The organism is Zavarzinella sp., from assembly GCA_041399155.1.
GTDB lineage: Bacteria > Planctomycetota > Planctomycetia > Gemmatales > Gemmataceae > JAWKTI01.
Map to the genome: position 1 here is coordinate 622,209 of JAWKTI010000003.1, position 12,499 is coordinate 634,707.

A 12,499-nucleotide genomic window follows, 5' to 3' on the forward strand; every position below is an offset into this window, starting at 1 on the left:
TTTTGCACAAATCATTAAGCATTTTTCATTTCGGCAAAGACGGTTTCCAGCAGCTTTTTGGTGGCGATGATCCCGTCGTTTTCGCTGAGCCTGCCGCCTTCATACTCAATACCGATGAAGCCCGTGTAGCCTGCTGCAGCAACGATCTTCATCATTTTGCGGAAATCCGTTGCTTTTTCGTTGCCTTTTTCATCAAAGTCATGAGATTTCGCGCTGACACCTTTGGCAAACGGCATCAGTTCTTCCACGCCTTTGTATCGGTCGTACTGCTTGCCGCCACCCAGGTTAAAGTTGCCAAAGTCGGGCAATGTGCCGCACCGTGGGTGGTCTACTTTCTTAATGGTGCCTGCCAGCCAGGTGCCATTGCTGGATAAGCCACCGTGGTTTTCCACAATGACGTTGATTTCCATCTTTGCGGCAAATTCCGTCAGCTTGCGAAGCCCATCGGCGGCTCGTGCCATTTGTTCTTCGTAAGTGCCGCTGCTGGAAGCATTTACGCGAATCGAGTGGCAGCCAAGCATTTTGGCCCATTCCACCCAACGATAATGATTTTCTACCGCTGTGGTGCGTTTCTTCTCATCCGCATCGCCCAGCGCACCTTCACGGTCGCACATGATCAGCAGGTTTTTCACCCCCAGGTCGGTGGTGCGTTTCAACAGGTCTTTCACAAAATTATCATCTTTTTTCTTATCCATGTAGAACTGGTTGACATATTCCACCGCATGAATGTCGAAAGTTTCCTTGGTATATTTGGGGAAATCGATGGCTGCCAGCTTTTTCTGTTGCAGCATTCGGTGCAGCGACCATTGTGCCAGCGAAATATCATACTTTTTGGCGGTTTCCGCACCAATCACCCGACTACCAGCAACCAATGCGGCGGCAAAAGCAGCACCTTGGGACAATAACTGACGACGATCAATTCGAATCATGGGAGAGCCTCTTAAAAGTGGAAATCAAAACCGGCCCACAGGTCCAGCTGTGGGTGTTTTTCGCAAAGTTATTGTACACTGGTTTTTTCGATTGTTAACGTGTCAGCATCTGAAAAGGTTTTAATGTGCGTTTTAAGCGTCGCTCGAACAGCACACTTGCGGCAACCACCTGAGTCGCTTTGCCGGTTTCATCCCGCTTGAAAATCAATTTCTCGCCGTGGTACAAGCCACCCACGTCGGGAAAGGCGTATTCATCTGCACTGATCCGGCGTAACGGATACACAAAAAACCATTCGATCAGGCAATAGAGTCGGCCATCCTTTTCCACCAGAAACAGCACGTTGTGGTCTGGGCCATATTCGCCCAGCACACCCGCCATTTCCTTCGAAACAGGCTGTGGGGCGGGCGGGGCCTGCTTTTGATATGTCAAACCACGTGCGGTAATGGTTTTCCCATCCCACCGGAACGGGAATCCGCTGCCCAGGGTGCCTGCGGTAATCAGTTCTTCACCATTCACAAATACTTCTTCCAGAAAGCCACCATTTTCCGGCAGGGCATACAGCTTGTCCTGGTGGGCAATCATTTCCACGCCGGGCTTATTTTCCAGGGTGTATTTCCCCGCTACTTTGCTGGCCATTCCAGCGGGTAGTGGCTGAAACTTGGGATACGTGGGCTGAGGTTTCCCATCCTGACAGGCCAGCAACGCCCGCAACGTTTCATTAGCCAGCCTGGTGGTAATCCGGTTGGTGACATCCTTGCTGGTAATCACCACGACGCCAATCTTGCGTTCTGGAATAAACGCCAGTTCGGTGGAATAGCCATACACGGCACCACCGTGGCCCATGCGTTGCATGCCATCGAACTGCTCAATCACAAAACCCAGCCCAAAACTATAGGGTGGTGGGGGCTCTTTCGGTACAAACTGTGGTGTGAACATTTCCTGCAGCGTCTTTGGCTTCAGCAAAGTGAAGGAATCGCGTTTCCCCTGGTTCATCAGCACCCGCATGAAGTTGGCCAGATCTTCCGCACTGGAATAGAGGCAGCCGGCGGGAAATTCGCCCAGCTCGAAGGTGGGTGCGGGAAATATCTCCCCCTGATAGGTCCACATGATCGCATCTGCCACTTTCTTCGCAATTTCAGGTGTTTTTTCAAAATCGCTGTTTTTCATCCCCAGTGGCTGCAGAATGCGTTCGCGTAACGCTTTTGCAAATGGCCGGCCATCGACCGTTTCGACCGCCCAGCCCACGGCGGCAATGGCACCGTTGGAATATTTAATCTGCTTTTCCGGCTCGTAAACCAGTGGAATGCCATTCATACTGGTCACGGTTTTTGCCAGGCTGGGTGGGTTAGCATCAAAATAACTGCCCACGGGTGGTTCGCGAATCAGCCCACTGCGGTGGGTCATCATCTGCCGCAGGGTAATCGCCTTTTCAAATTGATTCGCTGGTTTGAAATCGGGCAGATACTTCTGCACGCGTGCGTCAATATCAAGCTTCCCTTCATCCACGAGTTGCATGACGGCAATATCGGTGAATAACTTGGAAACACTCCCTACACGATAGACGGTGGTGCCATCGGCCGGGATGCGTTTGGCCTGATCCTGAAAACCCACCCCGTGCGACCAGATAATCCGATCGTTTGCCACCACCGCAATGCTGACAGCGGGCAACCCGTATTCCTGCTGCTGGCTGGCCAGACGTGCCTTGATGGCATCGATTGCTGGCTGGTAGTCTGGATTCTGAGCGGAAGCGATTGGGCAGGTGGCTGCCAGCAAAAGCGTGAACGCACTGAAAACAGTGAAAGCAGTGAAAAATATTCTCACAATCGATTTTCCCCCACAAAGAAGGTTGTAGTGGGGCATTGTACCGTGTGCGCTGACGAATTGAGCATGAATTTCTGTTCTGAACCTGAAACGACCGCACAAAAGTGAAGGTTTTCTCATGATTGGGGTGCATTCTTGCTGAAAATTCCATTTGTCAAACGATGATTGAAGAGATAAGATGACTTTATCTCTTTTAGGTAAAGCGGCTTTATCTTATTTAAGTAAAGTGGCTTTATCTCTTTTAGATAAAACGGCTTTATCTTACTGGAAGTGGCATGGCGGACTGGAAATTTTACGGGCGAAAAGAACTGCTGACATTCAGCCTGATCGCTCTCACCCTCATCTTACTATATCCGGCTTCCGTTTCGGCACAAAAAGGGAAGTTCCGCGACGACGCCGGGCGATACGGGTGGACTGAAGACCTGCCCGCCGCGATGAAGGAGGCGAAGCGGACCGGTAAACCCGTCGTCGTGATCTTGCGGTGCATCCCCTGAGGGGACTGCCAGGACTTCTACGGGCAGGTTGTCCGATTAGAGAAGTTCAAGGATATTGCCGACCGGTTCATCCGTGTGCGTCTGACACGCGTGATCGACGTGGACATTCACCAGTTGGAGTTCGACTTCGACCTGACCATGATGACGTTTTTCCTCAGCCCCGAGGGCAAGGTCTACAGCCGGTTCGGTGGTCGGGATTCCAAGGATGCGGAGAACCGGCTGTCCCTCGCCGGATTTCGCCACACGATGGAGTCAGTTCTGGCCGAGCACGCAAAGAAAGCTCCCCAGGTCACTGAGCGGAAGGTCGAAAAGCCTAAGTACCCGCGCGAAATGAACATCGCGAAGCGCGGGTGCGTCCACTGCCACAACGTGAAGGAGAAACAGGAGATCGATCTCACCATGGCGGGCAAGTGGAGCCGCGACCTGGTGTGGCGATATCCGCCCCCGGACAACGTCGGCCTCATCCCCGATGTCGACCGCGGCAACGTGGTCAAGATCGTGAAGCCGGAGTCGCCAGCCGCTAAGGCCGGACTGAAATCCGGGGACCAACTTCGTTCTCTCAACCAGGTTCCGATTCACTCGTTCGGCGATGCTATCTTCGCCCTCGACCACGCTCCGGCGAAAGGCGGGATTGACGTGACGTGGGAGCGAGACGGCAAAGCGATGTCCGCCAAACTCGAAATGACTGATGGGTGGAAAAAGACGGACATTACTTGGCGGGCGTCGCAACAGCATCGCATCCCGTCCCTCAAACTGTACGGCGATGACCTGACGGCGGACGAGAAGAAAGCCCTAGGGTTGAAGCCGGGCCAACTCGCGTTCCGCCAGCAGAAAGAGGTGAGTTCGTACGTTGCCAAGGCGGGATTCAAGCCCGGCGATGTCATCATTGGTGTCGATGACTTGGAGCCAGAAATGTCGATGACTGACTTCCTCTTCGTGGTTCGTAGTAACTACCTGGTCGGCGATCGGGTGAACGTCCACATCTTCCGCGACGGCAAGCGGATCAAGGTTCCGATGAAACTTATTCAGTAGTGGTGCGACCAGGAGGAACCTATGTGGCGTTAACCATTCCTCGGTTGGGGGGAGAAAATAATGCTGCGGAACCGGACGGTTGAAATCGGATATCAACAACTTCAAACAGCATGTCGACCGGTTCATCACTGCGCTGCCAAAGTATCGGGACTGGCACAAAGAATATGCCGGGATCGCTCCGGTTCTGAACCCGGAAGAGCGTGCCATCCTCAACCGCCACGACATGATCCCGCAGGATCTGAACGACCTGACACAGGGGCTGAGCTGATTCCGGAATCAGCAATTACAAACAGCCAGAGCCCGTGTCACTCGACGAAGATTAAAGTTAACTTTCATTCAGTTCTGTGCCATCGAGCGGTTCGGCCTATTGGTCCGTGTGTAGCCAATCGTTCAGCCTGTGAATTCAGCTAACTGAATTCCTTAAAGTCTGTCATGTGTTGGACGGCCCCAGGCCCAGATGGCTCGACCAATATAAGGTGCGATCTCTAATTTTTTTTTGGTTATCCCCATTTGCTGGTAACGTTGTTAACGATAATCGATCAAAAATCCAGATGATGCTCACTCAAATACGCATGCAAAGAATATCACGAATTCGATGGTTTTGCCCAAGAATAGCGTTTTCGAATTTGTCGAACTCTTGCCTTTACAGAAGCCGCCTCGTCGTTCTCAGCTTCATCCAACAAGGATAAAATTTGTTTCCGACAGGATGAATCCTGATCCCCGATCGAGGCAAAGACGCTGTATGCCCACCCGCGAACGAACTTGTTATCCTCAGTCAACAGTTTACGCAGCGTTTTTTTAAGTGCTGCAGCAATGTTTGGAGGAATGGAAATCGTTGCAAGAATCTGTAACATGTGCAGCCGAACTTCCCAATACTCAGCATGAATCAGAACTTCGACAAAAGTCGGAATACGGGTCTCAATGATGGGTTCACCTTCGTCATGCCATCGTTTCAGAATCCAAGTCGATCCAACTTGCAATTGAACGTTGTCATGTGTGGCAATAGCAAGGAGCTCTTCCAGTGAATTATCGTTTCTTGGCAAAGTTGCGTTAAGTTGCTCAAGGATATCCGTGTGCTTACCATCGAATGTACGCAATGATGCCAGGATGTTCATGTTATGTACTCTGTTGAAGATATTTGCCAGAGAGTTAATCTGGGGCCATTGATCTTCGTCTGGATGGCCGACGCTCCATCGAGACGCAATTCATCTATGCCGTGCGCAAACAATTTCAACCAATGCCCACGACTGCGACGCAGTAGAACAAATGATTGTCTCATAGTTGCAGAATAGAATTCAGCTGTCAATCAATAAAATTTCGGCTTTTTCAAAATACCCTTCCCCCATCAATTTCCCACAATTCGTCGCGCTCTGCTATCCCAGCCAAGCTGATCAGAAAAAACATTTTCTAAAACACATTCAAGCACTGGCTCCTGTCCGGTGCGGCCTGCTGATTTTTGGCTATCCCCATCTACCCGCACCGTGTTATAATACTGGCATGAATCGACGACAAGCACTTGCCACTGTGGCCAATGGTTTTGGGTATGCTGCCTTCCTGGGTTTGATGCAGGAAAAGGCGTTTGGTGGTCGCACCGATCCGATGGCACCCAAGCCCACGCACTTTCCCGCGAAGGCGAAATCGGTGATATTCCTCTATATGGATGGTGGGCCGTCTGCGATGGACACCTTCGATCCGAAGCCACTGCTGGACAAAGAACATGGCAAGCCGATTAAAATGAAGGTGGAGCCTACCCAGTTCAATAACGTGGGCAACGTGCTGAAATCGCCATGGAAGTTTCAGAACTGTGGCGAAAGTGGCATGCCGATCAGCGATCTGTTCCCCAACGTGCGGAAACATGCGGACGATCTGGCTGTCATCCGCTCGGTGGTGGCGAATTTTTCCGAACATACTAACGCCAACTATTTTCTGCATTCCGGCCATGGCCAGCAGGGCCGTCCCAGCATGGGTGCGTGGGTTACTTACGGCATTGGCAGCGAATCGCAGGAACTCCCCGGCTTCATTGTGCTGGGCAGTGGCCTGATCCCTCCCGGTGGGCTGGATTGCTTTGGCAGTGGTTTTCTGCCCGCCAGCTATCAGGGTTCGCTTTTTCAGAATGGCCCACAGCCACTGGCCGATCTGCAGCCACTGGAAAAGACCAGCGATCTGCAACAGCGGAAATTAGCCTTGTTGAGAAAACTGGATCAGGCATCGATTGCCCAGAAAGGTGACGACCCCCTGATTGAAGCCGCAATGAGCAATTACGAACTGGCTTTCCGCATGCAGCGGAGTGTGCCTGAAGCAGCCGACATCACCAAAGAAACCAAACTTACTACTCAACTGTATGGGATTGGCGAAAAAGCCACCGATACTTTCGGGAAGCAGTGCCTGATTGCCCGCCGACTGGTGGAACGTGGGGTACGATTTATTGAACTACTCTGCCCATCGGTGGGGCATGATCGTTGGGATCAGCACGCCAATCTGCAGAAAGGCCACGATGACAACGCACGTGCGGTGGATTTGCCGATTGCCGGATTACTGGCCGATCTGAAGGCCCGCGACCTGCTGAAATCGACGCTGGTGATCTGGGGTGGGGAATTCGGCCGCACCCCGATGGCACAGGGGAACGGTCGCGACCACAACCCGTTTGGCTTTTCCATGTGGATGGCAGGTGGGGGAATCAAAGGCGGCACCATCCACGGTGCCACCGATGAATATGGCTACCACGCCATTCAGGATAAAGTTCAAGTGCACGATATTCACGCCACCATGCTGCACCTGCTGGGACTGGACCACAAAAAGGTAACGATGCGGTTCAGCGGGCGAGATATGCGATTAACCGATGTCCACGGAGAGCTGATTCGACCAATTCTAGCCTGACCAACTGAGAAATCTCATCATTTTCTCATTAGTTGTTGGCAACTTTCTGTTATCAGTAGGTTGTGCGTGCCGAATTGCCCTTGTTCAAAAGCGTTTCGCTCTCCGCACGCGCCAACCTTCATTGAATGCTGTTACAGGCGGCTGATATCCAATGCTGAAATATATTTACCCACAAATCCCACTGGCAGAACTGCGCGGAATGCTCGGATATGCCGCACTTGGGGCAATTGTGGCAAGCTGTTACGGTTTCCTGCACGATCAAATCACCTATACCATCAGCCCCGAATATTTCCTTCAATTTAAATTCCACCAGTTTGCTTTTGCAGATTTTGGATTGCCAAAAAGGCTGTTCGTCGGAATTATTGGAATTCTGGCAACCTGGTGGGTGGGAATGATCGGCGGATGGGTTCTGGCTCGTCGGCACCGTTCGTCTCCCCCGCACTCTTCCAAAAGGCGTCAGATTCTTCGGGGCTTCGCTGCCGTGTTCACCATCGCCGTACTCGCCGGCCTCCTGGGCTATGCCTACGGCATCTGGCGAGGCCCAAACGCAGATTACAGGCCCTGGGAATCGACTCTTCGAGCATATCAGGTAACAGACAAATATGCCTTCATCCGTGTTGCCTATATCCACAACGCCAGCTACATTGGTGGGGGCCTGGGGATCGTTATGGCTTTTCTCATGGCTCGTCCTGTGGCTGCAACGGATTGAACACCGATTGCGATCACAGTGGGCTAAATTGCATTTATTTTGCTGCGTAAAACTCCTTCACCAACCGGATCAGTTCCATCCCGCCTGCATCGCCCTCGCGAGCAACGAAATAGTCTCTGCCATTGAGCGTAACAAGGGCAGGGTTGTGGCCGAAATCACGCACCAGGAGCTTCGTTTCTGAGCCATCAGAATGTGCAATATTCACAGCGGCAACCAATGGGTTTGTGAAATCGTGCTGGACATTGGGTTGATACGCCACTGGTGTTAATCGTTGGAGAATACTACCCATCTGTTCTGCTGGAACCTCAACGCGAACCGAGTCGTATTGTCCAATATTTTCCAGTGGGAACAGTGTGATCGTGATTTTGACAGCTGGCTGCAGTTCAGGTACGGGGGGTGCCGTCCGATTCTGCAGGTAAACGATAGCCAGACCAGCACCCGTGGTGAGAATAATCCCAAAGAACAACCCAAGTAAGCACGCTTTCATCTTTTTCTCATTGATTGTACATTGGCCCCGTGTATCCCGCGCGACAAGATAATTTTAACCCCTATTCCCCTGAAGCGGATGATCGGCTTTAATTGAAATTCGATTCCATTTGGGTAGAATGCCGATTAAACTGATCTATTTAGTAAACTTTCAAAGGAAGCAAAGATGTCCGATTTTAAGGTCTCTCGCGGCACCACTTATGAGAATATTACCGAATGTATTGGCAATACCCCCATCATCAAACTGCGTCGCGTGGTGGGCGATAGCGTTGGCCATGTCTACGGTAAATTAGAAAACTTTAATCCTTTGTGGTCTGTGAAAGACCGCATCGGCGTGGCAATGATCGAAGATGCCGAGAAAGCGGGCAAAATCACCAAAGACACGATCATTGTGGAGCCCACCAGCGGCAACACAGGGATTGGTCTGGCCTTCGCGTGTGCCGCGAAAGGCTACCGCCTGGTGGTGACGATGCCAGAAAGCATGTCGCTGGAGCGTCGTCGTCTGTTAAAGGCATTTGGGGCCGAATTACACCTGACCCCACCTGAAAAAGGGATGGGTGGTGCCGTAGGACGTGCCGAAGAACTAATTAATGAGTTTGGCGGCGAGCCGAAAGCCTTTATGCCACAACAGTTTAAGAATCCTTCGAACCCGGCAGTGCACCGTCGCACCACGGCAGAAGAAATCTGGACTGCCACTGGTGGCAAAATTGATTATCTGGTCTGTGGCGTGGGCACCGGTGGCACTATCACAGGGTGCACCGAAGTGCTGAAAGAACGCAATCCCAACATGAAATCGATTGCTGTGGAACCCGCAGTAAGTAACGTATTGTACCAGCACATTTTTGAAGGTGTGGCACCGGATCAGGTTAAGCGTGGCCCCCACAAGATTCAGGGGATTGGTGCTGGTTTTATCCCCGGGATTATTCTGGATGGCCTGGCACGTGCCAAAGCAGCCGGAAAAACCCTGATTGATGAAATTATCACCGTGACCGATGAGGAATCGTTTGAAACCGCACGCCGACTGGCCAAAGAAGAGGGGATGTTGTGCGGCATCAGTTGTGGTGCGGCAGCCTCTGCAGCCATTCGCCTGGCCCACCGTCCGGAAACAGCCGGAAAAACAATCGTGGTGGTGCTGCCCGACCTGGGAGAACGCTACCTCTCCACCGCACTTTATCCGCAAGAGTAACTGATCTTCTGAGTTTTGCTCTAACTGTTAGACAATTGATAGATTTTTTGGTGGCGTTTCAAGAAACTCAAATGTATAACAGATATTGCATCACGATTCGCACGACTTTTTTGTAACAACATCGCATTTTTTTCGGCAAGTACAAGGCACTGCGTGCGTCTTGGTGGCATCGATCAAGAGTTGCATTCTGAGATTTCACCATGAATATGGTCGTTCAGGCATTGTTGGAACGGATGGCCAGCTATCCCAATAAACTGACACCCACCAGAACCGTCATTCCCGCGAACGCGGGAATCCATGACTTCTCACTTTGACCGCACCCCAGCTTCGCCACCCCTCCCTCGCAACAGAGGGGGAAACAGTACAGACAAGATGTCCGGGATTCCAGGTTTTTGTGAGCCGATGGCGTTAGCCACGGTTAAAAATCAATACCTTTCTTACGAGCCGCGAAGAGATGCTGAACTCAACCGCCATTCCCGCTTAGATAGTCAACTTGTACCCAATAAACTGACACCCACTACAGAACGTCATTCCCGCGAAGGCGGGAATCCAGAAAATGCCATCATCACCCGACGCGATCGAATTGCTTTGTAAAGACCACACGTGTATCTGAGAAAAAGCACTGGATTCCCGCCTGCGCGGGAATGACGCTGAGAGTGTCACTTTATTGGATAACTAATTGATCTGGGGTTGTTTGCGTTATATCTCATGTGGTGCCCAGAACCGTCATTCCCGCGCAGGCGGGAATCCAATTTTGCCCATATGCTTTATATTTATGTATCGCAATCTGTTTTTCTCATTGCACCCCTACAATCTACTTAGTAAACTACAATCCAATGTGGACCTTCCTCATGCTGTACTTTGAAATTAGGACGGTACAAGAACTGTTGGGACATGCCGATGTGACGACCGCCATGATTTACACGCATGTCCTAAACAAAGGGGGAGAGGCGTCAAAAGCCCCTTAGATGAATAACTTTCGGCGCAATGTCCATTAGTGTGTTATCTCGCGCTGATTTGAAACAATGGTTTGAACGTAAATTCATACCATGTAAGTAGTTAGATGGTACGGTACCATCTTTATTTTTAAAAGTGTTATTTTGCGCAAGCGCAATCTAATTACAAGTTCGGCGACCGATACGTTACCTACCGGATGAATGATGGACACTGAAGCGACAGGTACTGCAACGAATAAGGCAACAAAGATACGGACCTGGAAATGGTTGGTCGCCATCTTGGGTACGATCGGACTTTGTCTTCTCTTGCTCTATTTCTTCTTGATCCCGTCTAAGTTTGAATACGCCATCGGCGAAAAACTACCAAGTACTGCGAAGGTAGTTCAAAGCGATATTGATATTGCGCCTTTTGATCAGATCCACCGCTTCAGCATCGCTTTCAGTGATGATCAGACCCGTGACCTGCTCATTAATAAATGGCAACTCCAGACAGGTTCCGCCGACATAATGAGCTCGAGCACTGTCGGCTTGCCTGCATGGTGGCCGACTGCCCAAATCAAACAGATCGAACAGACTGGCGAATGTTACGGACGAATCAATAACGCGACTGAACAATGGTGGAGTGTCTGGATAGATCGCAAGACAAATATGCTGTATTTGGAAACAGGTAGTTGGTAATCGTCATTGTCTCGTGAGCTATGAAACAACGACTATGTTGCGCTCATTAAGTCAACCTTGGTTATCGCCGAGGTCAACGAGGATTGTGGGCGTTTTATCCGATCGATTGCGACTTCAAGTGCATAGCTAGGCAGGTTCGTCATCTTCGATTCGCAGGAATGCAAGCTCATGTTCGACGACGGGGCGGGCTAACCACCGGCTGCAGTTGACCGGCTGCGCCCGCGATATGATGTGGTTGTCGGTTTGGAGCCTGCTCTCCGCGGGCGGCCGGCAACTGAGCCTTTTACGTTATGTTTTAAAATGAAGCACGTTGAGCAGATCGAAAAGCACCTGCCCGAAAAGCGAAAAGCATTGTTGCATTGCCTCCGCGCAAACAATTGGAGAGTAGTCGGAGTTGACGACAGAGAGTCGGACTGGGCACTCGGCGAAAAATGGCTGATTGAGTCCACCAGCGAAAACAAGGGGGCAGCGCTGGCACTCTGGATGTTCAAGTATGATGGCATTCACGATGGCATGGACAGAGTGGTCGCAACGCATCGCGACGCGTCACCACCGAGCGCATATGGGGGCACACCTACCATCGAGTTTGATTCAAGACGATTTGAGAAGCAACTGGAAGCGTTCATGGCTTCACTTCACCAGTTCAGGATCGGCGGCACGATGCTGATTCCGGACGGCGACGAAGATCAGAAAACATAACGAAGCAATGCACCCGAGCCGCGAAGTCGGGCGTTTTCACATTGCAAATCTCTCGTCGCGGCCGGGTGATTGCGGTCGTTCGGTGGTCGGAGGCGATGCCCGGTGTTTTCCTACGTTGACCTCGTGCGCACGGAGATCGCCCTGGAGGTCGGCGAGCATTTCGGGATCGCCATCCCGAAAGAGGAGACCGACGGCTGGCGATCTCTCGGCGACATCGCTCGGTCGGTTGTTGCCCGCGCCGGTGGGGCGGGAACCGAGACTGAGGTGTTCGGATGGATCCGCGGCTTGGTCGCGGACGGATACGGCGTGACGGCTGAGCTAACGCCGGACGAGCCGGTGTTAGCCGACTACGACCGCATGACTGGGTGGTTCATGGCCGCCCCATATCCGCACCACCTCGGTGACCGCTGGTTCGTGCGGCAGAGGGCGGGCACCCCCGGCGGCCCAGACGCCGCCCCAGGAACTTCCCCAGCTGAAGACTAACTTTTCAATTCAACTCGCTTGAATTATTTCATCAATGAAAGCTAAAAGTGCATATTCCGCGCGTAACGATAGCGTCTGCCGTGGGTATCTTTTTAATAAATTTCACACAAGCCCTTCTTCATCAAATTGTCAAAAACCTGCTCTTTCC

General features: G+C 51.6%; 13 protein-coding genes and 1 pseudogene. 10 read left to right on the forward strand and 4 right to left on the reverse strand.

Features of this window, described 5'->3' with window-relative positions:
* Nucleotides 1-14: 14 nt before the first annotated feature.
* Together R3B84_16755 and R3B84_16760 are read right to left on the reverse strand one after the other, a co-directional pair.
* Nucleotides 15-929 (reverse strand): sugar phosphate isomerase/epimerase family protein, encoded by a 915-nt coding sequence (locus R3B84_16755; GenBank protein MEZ6142211.1) that lies wholly within the window; start codon nt 927-929, stop codon nt 15-17.
* Nucleotides 930-1,023: 94 nt separating this feature from the next.
* Nucleotides 1,024-2,751 (reverse strand): serine hydrolase domain-containing protein, encoded by a 1,728-nt coding sequence (locus R3B84_16760; GenBank protein ID MEZ6142212.1) that lies wholly within the window; start codon nt 2,749-2,751, stop codon nt 1,024-1,026.
* 275 nt (nt 2,752-3,026) lie between these two features.
* Between R3B84_16760 and R3B84_16765 the strand changes: the two genes are divergently transcribed.
* Entirely contained in the window at nt 3,027-4,277 is a 1,251-nt protein-coding gene (locus R3B84_16765) for a Trx7/PDZ domain-containing (seleno)protein (protein MEZ6142213.1), read from the forward strand.
* Between the two features lie 79 nt (nt 4,278-4,356).
* Nucleotides 4,357-4,545: a hypothetical protein gene (locus tag R3B84_16770; protein ID MEZ6142214.1), complete on the forward strand. Its 189-nt coding sequence runs from the start codon at nt 4,357-4,359 to the stop codon at nt 4,543-4,545.
* Between the two features lie 316 nt (nt 4,546-4,861).
* Here R3B84_16770 and R3B84_16775 read toward each other — a convergent pair whose 3' ends face one another.
* Complete coding sequence (locus tag R3B84_16775) at nt 4,862-5,392, reverse strand: HEAT repeat domain-containing protein (GenBank protein ID MEZ6142215.1); 531 nt, start codon at nt 5,390-5,392, stop codon at nt 4,862-4,864.
* A gap of 382 nt (nt 5,393-5,774) precedes the next feature.
* Here R3B84_16775 and R3B84_16780 point away from each other — a divergent pair, with 382 nt between their 5' ends.
* Together R3B84_16780 and R3B84_16785 are read left to right on the forward strand one after the other, a co-directional pair.
* Nucleotides 5,775-7,154 (forward strand): DUF1501 domain-containing protein, encoded by a 1,380-nt coding sequence (locus R3B84_16780; GenBank protein MEZ6142216.1) that lies wholly within the window; start codon nt 5,775-5,777, stop codon nt 7,152-7,154.
* 151 nt (nt 7,155-7,305) lie between these two features.
* Nucleotides 7,306-7,863, forward strand: a complete 558-nt coding sequence (locus R3B84_16785; GenBank protein MEZ6142217.1) for a hypothetical protein — start codon at nt 7,306-7,308, stop codon at nt 7,861-7,863.
* Between the two features lie 34 nt (nt 7,864-7,897).
* On the opposite strand, the gene R3B84_16790 is transcribed toward R3B84_16785, so the two are convergent.
* Nucleotides 7,898-8,350 (reverse strand): hypothetical protein, encoded by a 453-nt coding sequence (locus R3B84_16790; GenBank protein MEZ6142218.1) that lies wholly within the window; start codon nt 8,348-8,350, stop codon nt 7,898-7,900.
* 165 nt (nt 8,351-8,515) lie between these two features.
* Between R3B84_16790 and cysK the strand changes: the two genes are divergently transcribed.
* The 6 genes and pseudogenes from cysK to R3B84_16820 all read left to right on the forward strand — a co-directional run bounded on the left by cysK (nt 8,516) and on the right by R3B84_16820 (nt 12,351).
* Nucleotides 8,516-9,535 carry a cysteine synthase A gene (cysK, locus tag R3B84_16795; GenBank protein MEZ6142219.1) on the forward strand — a complete coding sequence of 340 codons (1,020 nt, stop codon included), beginning with the start codon at nt 8,516-8,518 and terminating at the stop codon, nt 9,533-9,535.
* Nucleotides 9,536-9,907: 372 nt separating this feature from the next.
* On the forward strand, nt 9,908-10,129 hold the full coding sequence (locus R3B84_16800) for a hypothetical protein (GenBank protein ID MEZ6142220.1): 222 nt from the start codon (nt 9,908-9,910) through the stop codon (nt 10,127-10,129).
* A gap of 266 nt (nt 10,130-10,395) precedes the next feature.
* A pseudogene (locus R3B84_16805) lies at nt 10,396-10,511 on the forward strand (tyrosine-type recombinase/integrase).
* A gap of 181 nt (nt 10,512-10,692) precedes the next feature.
* Nucleotides 10,693-11,169: a hypothetical protein gene (locus R3B84_16810; GenBank protein ID MEZ6142221.1), complete on the forward strand. Its 477-nt coding sequence runs from the start codon at nt 10,693-10,695 to the stop codon at nt 11,167-11,169.
* Nucleotides 11,170-11,469: 300 nt separating this feature from the next.
* Complete coding sequence (locus R3B84_16815) at nt 11,470-11,868, forward strand: hypothetical protein (protein MEZ6142222.1); 399 nt, start codon at nt 11,470-11,472, stop codon at nt 11,866-11,868.
* A 102-nt stretch (nt 11,869-11,970) separates the two neighbouring features.
* A complete protein-coding gene (locus R3B84_16820) occupies nt 11,971-12,351 on the forward strand; it encodes an acyl carrier protein (GenBank protein MEZ6142223.1) in 381 nt (126 codons plus the stop codon).
* The last annotated feature ends 148 nt before the right edge of the window (nt 12,352-12,499 follow it).

Bases quoted from the DNA above. Each gene is read 5' to 3' on its own strand.
- R3B84_16755 (MEZ6142211.1), bottom strand. From the start codon at position 929: ATGATTCGAATTGATCGTCGTCAGTTATTGTCCCAAGGTGCTGCTTTT.
- R3B84_16775 (MEZ6142215.1), bottom strand. From the start codon at position 5,392: ATGAACATCCTGGCATCATTGCGTACATTCGATGGTAAGCACACGGAT.
- R3B84_16780 (MEZ6142216.1), top strand. From the start codon at position 5,775: ATGAATCGACGACAAGCACTTGCCACTGTGGCCAATGGTTTTGGGTAT.
- R3B84_16785 (MEZ6142217.1), top strand. From the start codon at position 7,306: ATGCTGAAATATATTTACCCACAAATCCCACTGGCAGAACTGCGCGGA.
- R3B84_16790 (MEZ6142218.1), bottom strand. From the start codon at position 8,350: ATGAAAGCGTGCTTACTTGGGTTGTTCTTTGGGATTATTCTCACCACG.
- cysK (MEZ6142219.1), top strand. From the start codon at position 8,516: ATGTCCGATTTTAAGGTCTCTCGCGGCACCACTTATGAGAATATTACC.
- R3B84_16800 (MEZ6142220.1), top strand. From the start codon at position 9,908: ATGTCCGGGATTCCAGGTTTTTGTGAGCCGATGGCGTTAGCCACGGTT.
- R3B84_16810 (MEZ6142221.1), top strand. From the start codon at position 10,693: ATGATGGACACTGAAGCGACAGGTACTGCAACGAATAAGGCAACAAAG.
- R3B84_16815 (MEZ6142222.1), top strand. From the start codon at position 11,470: ATGAAGCACGTTGAGCAGATCGAAAAGCACCTGCCCGAAAAGCGAAAA.